This is a genomic window from Variovorax palleresanus (assembly GCF_051144945.1).
Taxonomy (GTDB): Bacteria; Pseudomonadota; Gammaproteobacteria; order Burkholderiales; family Burkholderiaceae_C; genus Variovorax; species Variovorax paradoxus_S.
In genome coordinates, this window is the sequence record NZ_JBJNVP010000002.1 from 4,908,152 (window position 1) to 4,923,566 (window position 15,415).

A 15,415-nucleotide genomic window follows, 5' to 3' on the forward strand; every position below is an offset into this window, starting at 1 on the left:
ACGGGTTCAGGCCGGGTCTTCGGCGCTGGCCCGGTCCAGCATCTGGATGGTGCCGGCATCGAGCTTCAGCTGGGTGGCCACCACCAGCTCCTCCAACTGCGCGATGGAGGTGGCGCTGGCGATTGGCGCCGTGATCGAGGGCCGCGCGATCTGCCATGCAATGGCCACCTGGCCCGGCTTGGCGTTGTACTGCTGCGCCACCTTGTCGAGCGCTTCGAGGATGCGCAGGCCCCGTGGGTTCAGGTACTTCTTGGTGGTGTTGGCGCCGCGTGCGCTCTTGGAGGCGTCGGCTTCGGTGCGGTACTTGCCGGTGAGGAAGCCTGCGGCCAGTGCATAGAAATTGATCACGCCCACTTCGCGCTTCACGCACAGCGGCTCCAGCGCATCTTCGAACACCGCGCGGTCATACAGGTTGTAGAGCGGCTGCAGGCTTTCGTAGCGCGCAATGCCGAGCCGTTCCGACACGTCGAGCGCCTCGGCCAGCCGGGGCGCGCTGTAGTTCGAGGCGCCGATGGCGCGCACCTTGCCGGCCTTGACGAGGTCGTCGAAGGCGCCCAGCGAGTCTTCGAGCGGCGTGGCGGCATCGTCGTCGTGCGACTGGTACAGGTCGATGAAGTCGGTCTGCAGGCGCTTGAGCGAAGCTTCCACCGCTTCGCGGATGTAGGCCGGCGAGAGGCCCGACTTGCCTTCGCCCATCGGCTTGCCCACCTTGGTGGCCAGCACTACGCGGTTGCGCTTGCCGCTCTGCTTGAGCCACTTGCCGATGATGGTCTCGGACTCGCCGCCGGTGTGGCCGGGCACCCAGCTCGAATAGACGTCGGCCGTGTCGACGAAGTTGAATCCGGCATCGAGCCAGGCGTCGAGCAGGCGGAACGAGGTGGCTTCGTCCACCGTCCAGCCGAACACGTTGCCGCCGAAGGCGAGCGGAGAAACCAGGAGGCCGGAGCGGCCGAGCGAGCGGAGTTGCGACATGAGTTTGTTTCCTTCCTGAAAGAGACGAGGATCAGACGAAGCCCACGGCGCCGAGCAGCGCACCCGCGCCCAGCAGCCAGAGCAGGTGGACACGGGTGCGCCAGACGATAAGCGCGGCCACCGCGCTCAGCAGCCACAGATGCCATGCGGGCGCGTCGCCGGCATGGTTACCCGCCGCCAGCACCCAGCCGGTGGCGATGAGCAGGCCGACCACCACCGGCGCCATGCCCTGCTTGAAGGCGCGCACGCCGCGCCGCTCGCGGTTGCGGTGTCCCCAGCGCGTGGCAAGGTAGGTGAGGGTGGTGCTCGGCAGCATGATGCCGACCATGGTGACCAGGAGTCCGAAGAGGCCGAGCAGCCATGCGCGCGGCCCGGCGCCGATGCCGCCGCCGGCGTTGAGCCCGACGTTCCAGCCCATCAGCGCGACGAAGAGCACGTTCGGGCCCGGCGCGGCCTGAGCGATGGCAACCGACGAACTGAACTGCGCGTCGGTGAGCCAGCCATGCTGCGCGACCAGGTAGCGGTGCATGTCGGGAACGGTGGTGATGGCGCCGCTGATCGACAGCAGCGACAGCAGCGTGTATTGGCCGAAGAGCGCAAGCCAGTCGTGCCACTGCATGGCGATCGTGATGTGGCTCATACGCCTATCTTCCGCCAGGTCCACGCGCAGGCCACGCCGCCCACGGCCAGCAGCACCCAGCCGAGCGGCATCTTGAAGAGGGCAATGGCGCAGAACACCAGCGCGACGAACGCGAGGCAGGTGGCAAAGCCCAGCGGATGCCTGCGCAGTTGCGGAATCAGCTTGATGCCGGTGGCGGCGATCAGCCCGCCCGACACGGCGCCCATGCCGCGCAGCGCCGCCGCCACCTGCGGATTGGCGGCGTAGTGGGCGTAGAGCACGGCCAGCACCAGGATGACGACCAGCGGGATCGCGAGCATGCCGGCCACCGCGGCAATGGCGCCGCGCAGGCCGAAGTAGCGGTCGCCGATCATCAAGGCCAGGTTGATCACGTTCGGGCCCGGCATCACCTGGGCTACGGCCCAGTCTTCGAGAAACTGCTCGGGCGTGAGCCAGCGCTTTTTCTCGACCATCTCGCGCTGGACGATGGCCAGCACGCCACCGAATCCTTGCAGCGCAAGCCAGGTGAATGAAATAAAAAGGTCGCGTGGCGACGTCGGTTGCAAAGGGACGGTCGGCGCTGCCGCGCCTGGAGGGGACGGATGCATGTGGGAGCGATTATCGTAGCCATGCCTGCAACGTGCCGGGCATCGGGCTGACATGCCCCTGCATCACTCGACGGAAAACTCCATGGCCATGCAAATTCGCGCGCTCTTCGATCTCTGCAAGGAGGCCGTCGCTTCGTGGTCGAACGACTACGCCCCCAGCATGGGCGCCGCGCTGGCCTACTACACGGTGTTCTCGATTGCGCCGCTGCTGCTGATCGTGATCGCCGTGGCCGGGCTGGTGTTCGGGCAGGAGGCGGCGCGAGGCGAGATCTTCCTGCAGCTTTCGGGCCTCATGGGCGAGCAGGGCGCGGCCGCGGTGCAGGGCATGCTGCAGGCGGTCAACAAGCCGGCCGAGGGCATCGTGGCCACGGTGGTCGGCATCGGCCTGCTGGTGGTCGGCGCAACCACGGTCTTCGGCGAGTTGCAGGATGCGCTCGACCGCATCTGGCGCGCGCCGGCGCGTACCAGGAACAAGGGCCTGTTCACGCTGCTGCGCGTGCGGCTGCTGTCGTTCGGCATGATCATGGGCATCGGCTTCCTGCTCATGGTGTCGCTGGTGGCCAGCGCGGCACTGGCGGCGCTCGGCAAATGGTGGTCGCCGGTATTCGGCGCCTGGGCCACCCTGGCGCAGGCGGTGAACTTCGTCTTCAGCTTTGCCATGGTGACGGTGATCTTCGCGATGATCTACAAGATCATGCCGCGTGCCAAGGTGCAGTGGCGCGACGTGTGGGTGGGCGCCGCGGTCACGGCGCTGCTCTTCACGGTCGGCAAGCACCTCATCGGCCTCTACATCGGCAAGAGCAGCGTGGCCTCGGGCTACGGGGCCGCGGGCTCGCTGGTGGTGGTGCTGGTGTGGGTGTACTACTCGGCGCAGATATTTCTCTTGGGCGCCGAGTTCACCTGGGTGTATGCCAAGACCTACGGCTCGCTCAAGCATGCCAAGGACACGGGCGAAGCCGCCAACCCCTCGCCGACGCGCGAGGCTGCGCTGCCCCGGAAGGGCTAGCCCGCGAAGCCGCCTTCGTCCAGGAAGCGCTGTTCCTCCGCGCTGCTGGTGCGCCCGAGCAGCTTGTTGCGATGCGGAAAACGGCCGAAGCGCGCAATGATGTCGCGGTGCAATACCGCGAAGCGCTGGGTGTTGGCATCGAGTGCCGCGTTCAGCTCGACGGAACGCTCCTGGTCCGCCAGCGATTCGGAATGCATGAAGGGCAGGTAGAAGAAGCGCCGGAGCTCTTCGTCGATCCGGAGGTCGAGGCCGGCCTCGATCGCTTCACGGGCAACCGCCAGGGCCATCGGGTCGGTCGCGAATGCGCGCGCCTGGCCGCGAAAGGTGTTGCGCGGAAACTGGTCGAGCAGCACCAGCAGGGCCAGCGCGCCTTCGGGCTCCTTCGCCCAGCGGCTGAGCTCGCCTCGGGCTGCCGCCTCGTGCGCGGCGAGAAAACGCGTGCCGAACTCGGCATCGAAAGCATCGTTCTTGGCAAACCAGCGTTCGGGTCCGGCGTCGCGCCAGAAACCGGCGACGTCGCGGGCGGTGGGAAGGTCGGGAGAAGTCATCGCCGCATTCTCTTTCAGCCCGCAAAGTCGCGGTGGTGGCCGACAACGCCCTGCGCCCAGTCTCCCTATGCTGGAGCGGTTTTCATAACTCAGGAGATAAAGCTCATGAACCGATATGGCACCTTTTTGCGCGCAACCCTCATTGCGGGCCTGGCCACCGCCGCGCTCGCCGGTTGCGGGATGATGTCCAAGTCGAACACCGCGAGCTTCAGCGGCGCAATGAACGCCGCCAGCGAAGTGCCGCCCAACATGACGCGCGGCAGCGGCATGGCGGAGGCCTGGCTCAACAAGGACACCAACGTCCTGAAGTACAAGATCACCTACACCGGCCTGAGCGGCCCCGCCACGGGAGCGCATTTTCACGGTCCCGCCGCCGCAGGCGCCAACGCCGGCGTGGTGCTGCCGTTCGCCAATCCGGCCAGCCCGATCGAAGGCCAGGCCACGCTCACGCCGGCGCAGGCGGCCGACCTGATGTCCGGCAAGTGGTACGCCAACATCCACACCGCCGCCAACCCCGCGGGTGAAATCCGGGGACAGATGCTGCCCAAGATGTAGGCGCCCTGGTCAGCTTGCGGCCGCGGGGCTGGTGTCAAATGACACCCTATGACGACGAAGCCCCAGAAGCCCCGCACCGCAAGCAAGAAGACCTCCAACAATTTCGAAGCGCGCCGCGACGACATGCGCGTCGCGCGCAAGGCCCTGGTGCTGCAGGGAGGAGGCGCTCTTGGCGCCTACCAGGCCGGCGTGTATGCCGCGCTCAGCGAAACCGAACTGCAGCCGCACTGGATTGCCGGCGTCTCGATCGGCGCGATCAACGCGGCGCTGATCGCGGGCAATGCGCCCGAGCAGCGGGTCGATCGGCTGCGCGAGTTCTGGCACCTGGTGTCCTCCGGGCCGGCGCAGCGCCTGCCTGGCTGGCTGGGCGATCGCGCCACGCAGAACCAGTGGAGCGCCGTCATGGCTTCGCTGGTGGGCATTCCCGGCTTCTTCGAGCCGCGCTACTCGCCTGCGCTGCTGCTGGGCGCCGCGGCGCCGCTCTTGAGCTACTACGACACCACGCCGCTCAAGCTCACGCTCGAGCGGCTGATCGACTTCGACCGCATCAACGCGTGCGAGGCACGCTTCAGCGTCGGCGCGGTCGACGTGCGCACCGGCAACTCGGTGTACTTCGACAACACCAGGCAGCGCATCGGGCCGGAGCACATCATGGCCAGCGGCGCGCTGCCGCCGGGCTTTGCGCCCGTTCACATCGACGGCGACGATTATTGGGACGGCGGCATCGTCTCGAACACGCCGCTGCAATACGTGCTCGACATCCATCCGCGCTCCGAACCGCTGGTGGTGCTGCAGGTCGACCTCTTCAATGCGCGTGGCGAGATGCCGGGCACGCTGGCGGGCGTGATGGAGCGGCAGAAAGACATCACCTACTCGAGCCGCACCCGCATGAACACCGATGCGCTGGCCGCCAACCTGAACCTTCAGCAGGCGATCGCGGACCTGATCTCCAAGCTGCCCGCGCACCTGCGCAACGATCCCTCGGTGCTCGCGGTGCAGGCCGAGCTCACGCACCATCCCATCGACATCTTCCACCTGATCTACCGCGACAAGCCCTACGAGCTCGAATCGAAGGACTACGAGTTCTCGCGCGCCGCGGTCGAAGAGCACTGGGAGGCCGGCGCGCGCGACATGCGCCGGACGCTGGCGCATCCCGAAACCCTGCGCAGCGATGCCACCGTGAACGGCGTGACCACTTTCGACCTTGGCGAGCCGGGGCTGGGGCGCGTCAAGCGTCCCGGGCTGTTGCGCTGAGTACAGGCTGCAACGGCAGCCTTGCTCGCCCGGTTCTTGCAATCCCGTTTTCTTTTGTTCTCCCGTCTTTCCCATCCCCAAGGACATTCACCATGCAACTCAAGGACAAGATCGCGTTCATCACCGGTTCGGCCAGCGGCATCGGCAAGGAAATTGCCATTCTGTTTGCGCGCGAGGGTGCCAAGGTCGTCATCGCCGACCTCAACAAGCAAGCCGCCGATGCCACTGCGGCCGAGTTGCAGGCCACGGGTGCGCAGGCGATGGGGGTGGCCGTGGACGTGACCAGCGAAGACCAGGTCAACGCCTCGGTCGAAGAGGCTGCCAAGGCCTTCGGCGGCATCGACATCCTGATCAGCAATGCCGGCGTGCAGATCGTTCATCCGGTCGAGGAGTTCAGCTTTGCCGACTGGAAGAAGATGCTGGCCATTCACCTGGATGGCGCCTTTCTCACCACCAAGGCCTGTCTCAAGCACATGTATGCCCAGGGTCGCGGCGGCAGCGTGATCTACATGGGATCGGTGCATTCGAAAGAGGCTTCGCTGCTGAAGGCGCCTTACGTCACCGCCAAGCATGGCCTCATCGGCCTGGCCAAGACGGTTGCCAAGGAAGGCGCGAAGCATGGCGTGCGCGCCAACGTGATCTGCCCGGGCTTCGTGCGCACGCCGCTGGTCGAGAAGCAGATTCCGGAGCAGGCAAAGACACTCGGCATCACCGAGGAGCAGGTCATCAAGAACGTGATGCTCAAGGAGACGGTCGATGGCGAATTCACCACCACCGACGACGTGGCGCGCGTGGCGCTGCTGTTCGCGGCCTTTCCGACCAATGCCCTGACCGGCCAATCGCTGGTCGTGAGCCACGGCTGGTTCATGCAGTAGCGAAAAGACGCCGCCGTGCGCGGCGCACGATGGTTCACCCTAATGTCTCTGGCGAGCGAACTGTGAGAAAAACCTTTCTTGCCGTTCAATCGTCATACCAATGACTTTCGCCAGGAGACAAAGACCATGCGTGTTTCTTCAGCCCGCTTCTTTTCGCGACGCTCTTTCGTGGCCCATGCCGCAGGTGTCGCGGCAGGGCTCGCCATGTTTGCGGCGGCGGCTCCCGCGGCAGCCCAGGCGTATCCGAGCCGGCCTGTCACGCTGATCGTTCCCTGGGGTGCGGGCGGTGGCACCGATGCCACGGCGCGCATCATCGGCAGCCTGCTCGAAAAAGAGCTCGGCCAGCCGGTCACGGTGGTGAACCGCACCGGCGGCAACGGCGTGGTGGGCCACGCGGCCATTGCCGCCGCACCGCCGGATGGCTACACCCTCGGCATGGCCACGGTCGAGATCGGCATGATGCATTGGCAGGGCCTGACACCGCTGACCGGCGCGTCGTACACCCCGATCGGCCTTACCAACCTCGATCCGGCGGCCCTCCAGGTTCGCGCCGATGCGCCATACAAGACCGCCGCCGAGCTGCTGGCGGCCGTCAAGGCCAGCCCGGGCAAGTTGAAGGCGTCCGGCACGGGGCAGGGCGGCATCTGGCACCTGGCGCTCGCGGGCCTGCTGCGCGACCAGAAGATCGACCCCGCGGCAGTGCCGTGGGTGCCCAGCAACGGCGCGGCACCGGGTCTGCAGGACGTGGTGGCGGGCGGTGTCGACATTGCGCCCGTCTCGCTGCCCGAGGCGCGCTCGCTGATCGATGCGGGCAAGATCAAGAGCCTTGCGATCATGAGCGACAAGCCTTCGGCTCTCTATCCCAATGTGCCCACGCTCAAGGCGGCCATCGGCAGCGACTGGTCTTTGGCGGCCTGGCGCGGCATCGTGGCGCCCAAGGGCCTGCCCGCCGACGTACGCGACAAGCTCGCGGCCGCAATCAAGAAGGTGGTGGCAAGCAAGGACTACACCGACTTCATGGCGTCGCGCGGCTTCGGCGTGATCTACGCGGGTCCCGACGAATTTGCGGCGTACATGGCGAAGTCCGATGCCGAACTCGGCGCAACCATGAAGGCCGTGGGTATCGTCAAGTGAGGGCCGCGCGGGGCCTGCGCGTCGGGGCGGGAGGCACGGCGCGATGAAGTTCAACGACGCAGTCTTCGGACTGGTTCTGCTGGCGCTCGGCGGCCTCGTGCTGGCCGTGGTGCGAGGCTATCCCGGCATGCCCGGCCAACAGGTGGGACCGGCGCTGTTCCCGGGGCTGATCGCCGTGGGGTTGTGCATCGGCGGCGCCATGCTGCTGGTCAAGGGCTGGCGCGAGCGGCAGACGGTGGCCTGGGTCCGGCTCGGCGACTGGGCGGCATCGCCGCGCCACGTGCTGGCGGCCGCGCTGGTCATCGGCGCGGTGCTGTTCTACGTGTTCGCATCCGAGTGGCTCGGGTTCCTGCCCACCGCCGCCATCTCGCTGGTGGCGCTGATGCTCTCCATGCGCGTGCCGCCGGGCCGCGCGGTGCTCATCGCGTTGATTGCCACGCTGGTCATCCATGCCGCGTTCTACAAGCTGTTGCGCGTGCCGCTTCCCTGGGGCCTCCTGACACCCATCGCCTGGTAACCGGAAACACCACTCATGTCGGCAGCACTCTTGCAGGCTTTCTCGATGGTCTTCGAGCCCTACACCATCCTCGTGATGGTGCTGGCCTCGTTCTATGGCCTGTTCGTCGGCGCGGTCCCGGGGCTGTCGGCCACCATGGCGGTGGCGCTGCTGGTGCCGGTCACCTTCTTCATGCCGCCGATTCCCGCCATCGCGGCCATGGTCACGGCCACCGCGATGGCCATTTTCTCGGGCGACATTCCAGGCTGCCTGCTGCGCATTCCGGGCACGCCCGCATCCGCCGCCTATACCGACGAAGCCTTCGCAATGACGCGCAAGGGCATGGCCGAAACTGCCCTGGGCGCGGGGCTGGTGTTCTCGGCGGTCGGCGGGCTTTTCGGCACCGTGGTGCTGATCGTGGCGGCGCCGGTGCTGGCCGACTTTGCGCTCAACTTCAGTTCCTTCGAGTACTTCTGGCTCGTGCTGCTGGGCCTGACCTGCGCGGTGTTCATCACCTCCGACCGGCCGCTCAAGGGCCTCGTCACGCTGCTGCTCGGCCTGCTCGTGGCCTGCGTGGGGCTTGGCAACCCGGCGGGCTTTCCGCGCTTCACCTTCGGAAATGCCGAGATGACCGGCGGCATCGGCATGATCCCGATGATGATCGGCATGTTCGCCATCTCGGAGGTGATCCGCTTCGCCGTCGACACGCTGCCGCCGGGCGAGATCGTGGTCGAGAAAGTGGGCCGCGTGCTGGCGGGCCAATGGACGCTGGCAAAGAAATACCCGGTGCAGATCTTGCGCGGCAGCGTGCTGGGCACGGCCGTGGGGGCGCTGCCGGGGGCAGGCGCCGACATCGCGGCGTGGATGTCGTACGCCATGAGCAAGAAATTCTCGAAGGAGCCCGAGAAGTTCGGCACGGGCCATGTCGAGGGCATCGTCGAATCGGGCTCGGCCAACAACAGCGCGCTGGCCGGTGCGTGGATACCGGCGCTGGTGTTCGGCATTCCGGGCGATTCGATCACCGCCATCGTGATCGGCGTGCTCTACATGAAGAACCTCAACCCGGGGCCGACGCTGTTCACCACGAACCCGCAGAACATCTATGCGGTGTTCATGCTGTTCATCATCGCCAACATCATCATGATTCCGCTTGGCATCCTGTGCATCAAGGTGTCCAAGCGCATCCTCCGGGTGCCGCGCAACGTGCTGATGCCGTTGATCCTGCTGTTCTGCGTGGTGGGTGCATTCGCCATCAACAACTCGCTGTTCGACGTGGGCGTGATGCTGGTGGCCGGCATCGTGGCCTACCTGCTCGAGGAGAACGATTTTCCGATTGCGCCGGCCATCCTTGGCGTAGTGCTCGGCGGCATGCTGGAGGAAAACTTCATCACCTCGATGATCAAGTCGGACGGCAACCTGGCCGGCTTCGTGTCGCGGCCGATCGCCGCCGGCCTGGCTGTCGTGGTGCTGCTGGTGTGGGTTGCGCCCCTCGTCAAGAAGCTGTGGCGGAGGGGCCGGCGCCCCGCGTCTACCGCAGCTTGAGTGACCAGGTTTCGCCCACCAACTGCTGGCCGAAGCCTTCGTAGGGCTCGGCCTTGTCGAGCTTGAAGCCGCGCTTGGCGTAGATGGCGCGGGCGGCCTCCAGGCAGCTGTTGGTCCAGAGCGCCATCTTTCGATAGCCCTTGGCGCGTGCGAAGGCAATGCACTCGTCGGTCAGGCGTGCGCCCAATCCGAGGCCGCGCGCGGCGGGCGAGAGCAGCAGCAGGCGCAACTGGGCCGTGGTGGCCGACTTGCGCACCACGAAGATCGCACCCACGCGTTCTCCGTCGAGCTCGGCGATCCAGCATTTCTCCCACGCGGGCTGAAACTTGCGCACGAACTGGGCCACGATGTCTGCCACCAGCGCTTCGAACTCGCTGTTCCAGCCGTACTCGCGCGCATACAGCTCGCCGTGCTGCTGCACCACCCAGCCCATGTCGCCCGGCAGCGGATCGCGCAGCACCACCGTGCGGGTGCGTGCCGCGCGAGCGGTGGCCGGGTCGAGCAGCCGTTCGATGCGCGCCATGGCATCGACCACCTGCTGGCGGTCGTGCGGCGGCAGCGGGGAGAGCAGGGCGGCCGCTTCGTCACGCGACTTTTGTTGCAACGGCGCAAACGCGGCGTGGCCGGCTTCGGTGAGCCGCAGCACGCTCTGGCGCGCGTCGCGGGCGTGGGGCTCCCGCGTGAGCCAGCCCGCGGCCTCGAAGCGGCGCAGGATGCGGCTCATGTAGCCGGCGTCGAGCCGCAGGTCGCGGCCGATCTCGCTGGCCACCGGCGTTTTCCGGTGGGCCAGCTCGTACAGCACGCGAACATCGGTCAGCGACATCTCGCTGCCGAGATAGGGGTCGAGCACGCCGATGCGGCTCGTATAAAAGCGGTTGAATTGGCGGATGGCCTTGACGGCTGCGGCGTCGGGAGTGGGCGCAGCGCTGGAAATAGTAGCTTCTGTCATATTTATGATTGACTAAGGCAACCATTTAAAGGCCTTGCCGTCGGCACGTCAACAAGCGCCGACGCGACAAGACTGATGGAAAACCCTAAAATCGCGGGTTGCCCACTGCAGCGCCGTGCCCGCCAAGCCGCGCCGCCAAACTCCCACTGATGAACGCCCCCGTCGACGTCTCCTTTTTTGCGCGTGCCGCCAAGCCGCTGACCAGCTACCGCAAGTACTGGGCGGCCCGTTTCGGCACGGCCAGATTCCTGCCGACCACGCGCAAGGAAATGGACGCGCTCGGCTGGGACAGCTGCGACATCATCGTGGTGACCGGCGACGCGTACGTCGACCATCCGAGCTTCGGCATGGCCGTGATCGGCCGCATGCTCGAGGCGCAAGGCTTTCGCGTGGGCATCATCGCCCAGCCCGACTGGCAGAGCGCCGAGCCTTTCAAGGCGCTGGGCAAGCCGAACCTGTTCTTCGGCGTGACCGCCGGCAACATGGATTCGATGATCAACCGCTACACGGCGGACCGTAAGATCCGCAGCGACGACGCCTACACGCCCGGCGACGTGGGTGGTGCACGGCCCGACCGCGCGGCCATCGTCTATTCGCAGCGCTGCAAGGAAGCCTGGAACGACGTGCCGATCATCCTCGGCGGCATCGAAGGGTCGCTGCGCCGCATTGCCCACTACGACTACTGGCAGGACAAGGTCCGCCGCTCGATCGTGGTCGATTCGAAGTGCGACCTGCTGCTGTACGGCAACGCCGAGCGCGCCATCGTCGAAATCGCGCACCGGCTGGCGGCGCGCGAGCCGGTGCACGAGATCACCGACGTGCGCGGCACGGCATTCGTGTGCCGCGAAACGCCAGAAGAGTGGTTCGAGATCAACTCGACCAGCGTCGATGAGCCAGGCCGTGTCGAAGCCCACGTCAACCCGTACCTGATGGTGTCGGAGCAGGCCAAGGCCAACGGCGCCACCTGCGCGAAGGAAGACGAGGCCCAGGCCGTGGCAAAGGCCGCCGAAGCCGGCGCCGCAGTGAACCTCGTGAATCCGGCCATCAAGCCGCTGACCTTCGTGCCGAACCCCGCGCTCCAGCAGCGCGCGAAGATCAAGGTCCCGCCGCGCGACCGCAGCGTGATTCGCCTGCCTTCGTACGAGCAGGTGCGTGCCGATCCGGTTCTGTACGCGCACGCGAACCGCGTGCTGCACCTCGAGACCAACCCCGGCAACGCCCGCGCGCTGGTGCAGGCGCACGGCGAGGGCACCACGGCACGCGACGTGTGGATCAACCCGCCGCCCATTCCGCTCACCACGGCCGAGATGGACTACGTGTTCGACCTGCCGTATGCGCGCAGCCCGCATCCGCGCTATGCCGACGAGAACGGCAGCCACGACGGCGCCACCAAGATTCCCGCCTGGGAGATGATCCGCTTCAGCGTGAACATCATGCGCGGCTGCTTCGGCGGCTGCACCTTCTGCTCCATCACCGAGCACGAGGGCCGCATCATCCAGAGCCGCTCGGAAGAATCGATCATCAAGGAGGTCGAGGCCATCCGCGACAGCGTGAGCGGCTTCACCGGCACCATCTCCGACCTGGGCGGCCCCACGGCCAACATGTACCGCCTCGGCTGCAAGAGCCCCGAGATCGAGGCTGCCTGCCGCAAGCCCAGCTGCGTGTACCCGGGCATCTGCCAGAACCTGGGCACCAACCACGATCCGCTCATCAAGATCTACCGCCGCGCACGCGCGCTCAAGGGCATCAAGAAGATCCTGATCGGCTCGGGCCTGCGCTACGACCTGGCCGTGCAGTCGCCCGAGTACGTGAAGGAACTGGTGCAGCACCACGTCGGCGGCTACCTGAAGATCGCGCCCGAGCACACCGAGCAGGGCCCGCTCACCAAGATGATGAAGCCCGGCATCGGCAGCTACGACAAGTTCAAGCAGATGTTCGAGAAGTTCTCGGCCGAGGCTGGCAAGAAGCAGTACCTCATTCCGTACTTCATTGCCGCGCATCCGGGCACCAGCGACGAGGACATGATGAACCTCGCGATCTGGCTCAAGAAGAACGGCTTCCGCGCCGACCAGGTGCAGACCTTCTATCCGAGCCCGATGGCCACGGCCACCACGATGTACCACACCAACAAGAACCCGCTGCGCAAGATCACGCGCGACAGCGAGACGGTGGACATCGTGCGCGGCGACAAGCGCCGCCGGCTGCACAAGGCGTTCCTGCGCTACCACGACGCCAACAACTGGCCGTTGCTGCGCGAGGCGCTCAAGTCGATGGGCCGCGCCGACCTGATCGGCAACGGCAAGCACCATCTCATTCCGACCTGGCAGCCGCTGACCGATGGCGCCTACACGAGCGCACGGCGCAAGAACTCGACCACTGCGCCGGTTGCCGCCAAGGCATCGGCTCCGGTCAGGCTGGCGCCGGTGAAGCCCTCCAAGGGCCGCATCCTCACGCAGCACACCGGTCTGCCGCCGCGGGACAACGGCAGCAGCAAGCCGATCAGCAAGCCTTCGCGCAAGGTGCGCTGAGCGAGCGCGCGGCGGGCAGGCGCTACGCGTACTGCATCTCGCCGTTCCCGAACGACCAGTTCTCCTTCATCACCTCGACGAGGTTGATGAAGACGTCCTCGCGCCGGATGTCCAGCTTCTGGTGCAGGTCGTCGGCCACGCGCTTGTAGAAGGCCTTTTTCATCTCGATCGTGCGACCCTGGTTCAGCGTGATCTGAATCAGCACGAAGCCCGGTGAATACTCGATCCCGAGATAGTTCTTCGGATGGACCAGGTCTTGCGCGGCATGCCGCGTGATGACTTGGAACTTGTCGTCCTTCGGCACATTGATGGTCTCGGTCATGGCCTGGTAGATCAGGTCGCCGATGGCGGGGCCGAGCGTTTCCGGCGAAGCATCGGACAGTTCGATTCGAACGAATGGCATGGAGGTTCCTTGTGAACAGGGGCGGAGCCTAACGCCAGAACGCAGGCGAAGCGCCCGCCAGCCAGAAAACCCAGGCCAGCACTGCGGCGCAGTGAAGGGCGACCGTGACGCGATACACGGTCAGGAAGCTCCGCTTGCTCGACTTGTGGCGCAGTACCCTTTGCGCGGCCCAGGCTCCTGGCCAGCCGCCCGTCAGCGCGAACAGGTGCAAGGTGCTCTCCTTCGTGCGCCAGCGGCCCGTCTGGGCCGCGTTCTTGTCGAGCGCATAGGCGCAGAAGGTCAGCAGGCTCAACGCCGGAACGACACCGAGCGCTAGCGGTGGCAGGCGGCCGGACCAGACGGCTGCGCCGAGCAACACACCGTAGGCCAGGATGAAAAGCACGCCCCACGAAGCAGGCGATTCGGACGCACTCGCGCGACGCGGCGTTGCGCGAGGTGCAGGAGGACGGCGGTTGCTGCTGACCGGCGCACGATTCGGTGGCGTTCGCGAGGCACCGGCCAGCGCTGCCTGCACGGCCATGGCGCGTGGTCCCTTGCCCCCGACGTGGATCTCTTCGAAGCTCAGTTCCATGCCGACCTGCGGCTTCAGCTGCCGATCGCTGAAGTCGCGCAGGTGCACGAACACATCGGCCGACATGTCCGGACTGCGAATGAACCCGAAGCCGCGCTCGGCCTCCCAGCGTACGAGTCGGCCTTGGCGTTTCATGGTTGCGAACGGGCTGGAAGAGGGCACATGGCCGCGATTCTCCCTTGCCGCGGCCGGGCCCGGCTCCTATCATCGGCCGCTCATGCATCTGCACCACTCTCCCCCTCCGTCGACCTGCCGCTGACGCGCGCCTCGTGCCGCGCTCAGACCTGCAAGTGGTCGCCGCCGTCCGCCTTCTTCGTCAAGGCTGGATGACGGCCGGATGGTCATGCCCGCCCTCTACAAGAGAGGACGGCGGGCGTCATGGAGAACTTTCAACAATGAACGCAAGAATGTCTGCCGCCCTGGCCTGGGGCGGCGTGTTGCTGGCTGGCGCGCTCTGGGGCGCCGGCGCGCTGGTGGCGCAATTCCTCATCGATGGCGGCATCGCGCCGCAAAGCCTCTCGCTGGCGCGCTTTGCGCTGGGGGTCCCGCTTCTCTGGTATCTGCACTGGCGCGCACGACGGTTGCCGCAACCCGCGATAGCCGCGACGCGCTGGAGCGACCTGTCTCGGCCGGAGCAGTGGCAGGTGGTCGGCACCGGCGCAGCCATGGCATCGAACGTGAGCTGCTGGTTCGCCGGTATTGCGCACCTGGGCGCGGCGCTTCCCACGGTCATCTCGATCTGCTGCGCCCCGGTGCTCGTTGCACTGGTGTCCGTGCTGCGCGGCTACGAACCTTTCGGCCTGCGGCTGCTGGGTGGCCTCGTGCTGGCGCTGGCCGGCGTGGCACTGCTGGTGATGCCGGCCGACGGTTGGAGCGGGAACGGCCTCGCCGTCGGACATGCCGCGGGCCTCGCATGGTCGTTCGGCTCGGCGCTCTGCTATGCGCTAGTGGTGCTCGGCAATGCGCGCATGCCGGTGCGCCTGAGCGCCGTCACCGCCTCTGCCTGGGGCATGACCGTGGCAACGATCTGCATGCTCGCGATTGCATGGCCGGCCGGCATCACGTGGCCCGAGGGCAGGGTGCAGTGGCTGGGCGTGAGCTACACCGGCGTGGTGACGACGTCTGTCGCGTACCTGGCCTTTGCGTGGGGCGCACGGCGTCTTTCGCCCACGGCCGCTGTGGTGGGCACGCTGATCGAGCCGCTGGTGGCTGCGTTGCTCGCGGCGCTGGTGCTCGCAGAGCCGCTGGCGCCACGCCAGTGGTTCGGGGCGGTGCTGCTTGCGCTGGCCATGCTGCTGCTGGTGGGGCGCGCGGAAATCGCGAAACCAGGCGCCTGAGCGGACCGGGGGCCGCTC

Annotated in this window: 16 protein-coding genes; 9 read left to right on the plus strand and 7 right to left on the minus strand. The window is 66.6% G+C overall.

Annotated elements, in window-relative coordinates; genetic code table 11:
* Positions 1-6: 6 nt before the first annotated feature.
* Genes ACJ7Z0_RS26845 through ACJ7Z0_RS26855 form a run of 3 tightly spaced genes read right to left on the minus strand, consistent with a single transcriptional unit; the run spans position 7 to position 2,199 of the window.
* Positions 7-972, minus strand: coding sequence for an aldo/keto reductase (locus ACJ7Z0_RS26845; protein WP_434792265.1), 966 nt, complete (start codon positions 970-972; stop codon positions 7-9).
* A gap of 31 nt (positions 973-1,003) precedes the next feature.
* Positions 1,004-1,612, minus strand: coding sequence for a chromate transporter (locus ACJ7Z0_RS26850; protein ID WP_434792266.1), 609 nt, complete (start codon positions 1,610-1,612; stop codon positions 1,004-1,006).
* Complete coding sequence (locus ACJ7Z0_RS26855; RefSeq protein ID WP_434792267.1) at positions 1,609-2,199, minus strand: chromate transporter; 591 nt, start codon at positions 2,197-2,199, stop codon at positions 1,609-1,611. The genes ACJ7Z0_RS26850 and ACJ7Z0_RS26855 overlap by 4 nt, the downstream gene beginning before the upstream one ends.
* Positions 2,200-2,281: 82 nt before the next feature.
* Between ACJ7Z0_RS26855 and ACJ7Z0_RS26860 the strand changes: the two genes are divergently transcribed.
* Entirely contained in the window at positions 2,282-3,205 is a 924-nt protein-coding gene (locus ACJ7Z0_RS26860; protein ID WP_434792268.1) for a YihY/virulence factor BrkB family protein, read from the plus strand.
* On the opposite strand, the gene ACJ7Z0_RS26865 is transcribed toward ACJ7Z0_RS26860, so the two are convergent.
* On the minus strand, positions 3,202-3,753 hold the full coding sequence (locus ACJ7Z0_RS26865) for a DUF924 family protein (RefSeq protein ID WP_434792269.1): 552 nt from the start codon (positions 3,751-3,753) through the stop codon (positions 3,202-3,204). The genes ACJ7Z0_RS26860 and ACJ7Z0_RS26865 overlap by 4 nt on opposite strands.
* Before the next feature lie 105 nt (positions 3,754-3,858).
* On the opposite strand from ACJ7Z0_RS26865, the gene ACJ7Z0_RS26870 reads away from it, so the two are divergent.
* The 6 genes from ACJ7Z0_RS26870 (at position 3,859) to ACJ7Z0_RS26895 (ending at position 9,609) form a co-directional block, all read left to right on the plus strand.
* Positions 3,859-4,308: a CHRD domain-containing protein gene (locus ACJ7Z0_RS26870; RefSeq protein WP_431131943.1), complete on the plus strand. Its 450-nt coding sequence runs from the start codon at positions 3,859-3,861 to the stop codon at positions 4,306-4,308.
* Positions 4,309-4,356: 48 nt separating this feature from the next.
* Entirely contained in the window at positions 4,357-5,562 is a 1,206-nt protein-coding gene (locus ACJ7Z0_RS26875; RefSeq protein WP_434792270.1) for a patatin-like phospholipase family protein, read from the plus strand.
* A gap of 92 nt (positions 5,563-5,654) precedes the next feature.
* Positions 5,655-6,437, plus strand: coding sequence for a 3-hydroxybutyrate dehydrogenase (locus tag ACJ7Z0_RS26880; protein WP_434792271.1), 783 nt, complete (start codon positions 5,655-5,657; stop codon positions 6,435-6,437).
* A gap of 126 nt (positions 6,438-6,563) precedes the next feature.
* Positions 6,564-7,571, plus strand: coding sequence for a tripartite tricarboxylate transporter substrate binding protein (locus ACJ7Z0_RS26885; RefSeq protein ID WP_434792272.1), 1,008 nt, complete (start codon positions 6,564-6,566; stop codon positions 7,569-7,571).
* 43 nt (positions 7,572-7,614) lie between these two features.
* Positions 7,615-8,088 (plus strand): tripartite tricarboxylate transporter TctB family protein, encoded by a 474-nt coding sequence (locus tag ACJ7Z0_RS26890; protein WP_434792273.1) that lies wholly within the window; start codon positions 7,615-7,617, stop codon positions 8,086-8,088.
* A gap of 15 nt (positions 8,089-8,103) precedes the next feature.
* Positions 8,104-9,609: a tripartite tricarboxylate transporter permease gene (locus ACJ7Z0_RS26895; RefSeq protein WP_434792274.1), complete on the plus strand. Its 1,506-nt coding sequence runs from the start codon at positions 8,104-8,106 to the stop codon at positions 9,607-9,609.
* Here the strand turns inward: ACJ7Z0_RS26895 and ACJ7Z0_RS26900 are convergent.
* The gene (locus ACJ7Z0_RS26900; RefSeq protein ID WP_434792275.1) at positions 9,596-10,558 is read right to left on the minus strand and encodes a bifunctional helix-turn-helix transcriptional regulator/GNAT family N-acetyltransferase; all 963 of its coding nucleotides are present in this window, start codon (positions 10,556-10,558) and stop codon (positions 9,596-9,598) included. The two genes, ACJ7Z0_RS26895 and ACJ7Z0_RS26900, sit on opposite strands and share 14 nt — an antisense overlap.
* Before the next feature lie 149 nt (positions 10,559-10,707).
* Here ACJ7Z0_RS26900 and ACJ7Z0_RS26905 point away from each other — a divergent pair, with 149 nt between their 5' ends.
* Positions 10,708-13,086, plus strand: coding sequence for a YgiQ family radical SAM protein (locus ACJ7Z0_RS26905; RefSeq protein WP_434792276.1), 2,379 nt, complete (start codon positions 10,708-10,710; stop codon positions 13,084-13,086).
* Positions 13,087-13,108: 22 nt separating this feature from the next.
* On the opposite strand, the gene ACJ7Z0_RS26910 is transcribed toward ACJ7Z0_RS26905, so the two are convergent.
* Both ACJ7Z0_RS26910 and ACJ7Z0_RS26915 read right to left on the minus strand, forming a co-directional pair.
* A complete protein-coding gene (locus ACJ7Z0_RS26910) occupies positions 13,109-13,489 on the minus strand; it encodes a tautomerase family protein (RefSeq protein ID WP_434792277.1) in 381 nt (126 codons plus the stop codon).
* Between the two features lie 28 nt (positions 13,490-13,517).
* Positions 13,518-14,195, minus strand: a complete 678-nt coding sequence (locus ACJ7Z0_RS26915) for a DUF1294 domain-containing protein (RefSeq protein WP_434792278.1) — start codon at positions 14,193-14,195, stop codon at positions 13,518-13,520.
* A gap of 272 nt (positions 14,196-14,467) precedes the next feature.
* Here ACJ7Z0_RS26915 and ACJ7Z0_RS26920 point away from each other — a divergent pair, with 272 nt between their 5' ends.
* Positions 14,468-15,397: a DMT family transporter gene (locus ACJ7Z0_RS26920; RefSeq protein ID WP_434792279.1), complete on the plus strand. Its 930-nt coding sequence runs from the start codon at positions 14,468-14,470 to the stop codon at positions 15,395-15,397.
* The last annotated feature ends 18 nt before the right edge of the window (positions 15,398-15,415 follow it).

Bases quoted from the DNA above. Each gene is read 5' to 3' on its own strand.
- ACJ7Z0_RS26845 (WP_434792265.1), bottom strand. From the start codon at position 972: ATGTCGCAACTCCGCTCGCTCGGCCGCTCCGGCCTCCTGGTTTCTCCG.
- ACJ7Z0_RS26850 (WP_434792266.1), bottom strand. From the start codon at position 1,612: ATGAGCCACATCACGATCGCCATGCAGTGGCACGACTGGCTTGCGCTC.
- ACJ7Z0_RS26855 (WP_434792267.1), bottom strand. From the start codon at position 2,199: ATGCATCCGTCCCCTCCAGGCGCGGCAGCGCCGACCGTCCCTTTGCAA.
- ACJ7Z0_RS26860 (WP_434792268.1), top strand. From the start codon at position 2,282: ATGGCCATGCAAATTCGCGCGCTCTTCGATCTCTGCAAGGAGGCCGTC.
- ACJ7Z0_RS26865 (WP_434792269.1), bottom strand. From the start codon at position 3,753: ATGACTTCTCCCGACCTTCCCACCGCCCGCGACGTCGCCGGTTTCTGG.
- ACJ7Z0_RS26870 (WP_431131943.1), top strand. From the start codon at position 3,859: ATGAACCGATATGGCACCTTTTTGCGCGCAACCCTCATTGCGGGCCTG.
- ACJ7Z0_RS26875 (WP_434792270.1), top strand. From the start codon at position 4,357: ATGACGACGAAGCCCCAGAAGCCCCGCACCGCAAGCAAGAAGACCTCC.
- ACJ7Z0_RS26880 (WP_434792271.1), top strand. From the start codon at position 5,655: ATGCAACTCAAGGACAAGATCGCGTTCATCACCGGTTCGGCCAGCGGC.
- ACJ7Z0_RS26885 (WP_434792272.1), top strand. From the start codon at position 6,564: ATGCGTGTTTCTTCAGCCCGCTTCTTTTCGCGACGCTCTTTCGTGGCC.
- ACJ7Z0_RS26890 (WP_434792273.1), top strand. From the start codon at position 7,615: ATGAAGTTCAACGACGCAGTCTTCGGACTGGTTCTGCTGGCGCTCGGC.
- ACJ7Z0_RS26895 (WP_434792274.1), top strand. From the start codon at position 8,104: ATGTCGGCAGCACTCTTGCAGGCTTTCTCGATGGTCTTCGAGCCCTAC.
- ACJ7Z0_RS26900 (WP_434792275.1), bottom strand. From the start codon at position 10,558: ATGACAGAAGCTACTATTTCCAGCGCTGCGCCCACTCCCGACGCCGCA.
- ACJ7Z0_RS26905 (WP_434792276.1), top strand. From the start codon at position 10,708: ATGAACGCCCCCGTCGACGTCTCCTTTTTTGCGCGTGCCGCCAAGCCG.
- ACJ7Z0_RS26910 (WP_434792277.1), bottom strand. From the start codon at position 13,489: ATGCCATTCGTTCGAATCGAACTGTCCGATGCTTCGCCGGAAACGCTC.
- ACJ7Z0_RS26915 (WP_434792278.1), bottom strand. From the start codon at position 14,195: ATGAAACGCCAAGGCCGACTCGTACGCTGGGAGGCCGAGCGCGGCTTC.
- ACJ7Z0_RS26920 (WP_434792279.1), top strand. From the start codon at position 14,468: ATGTCTGCCGCCCTGGCCTGGGGCGGCGTGTTGCTGGCTGGCGCGCTC.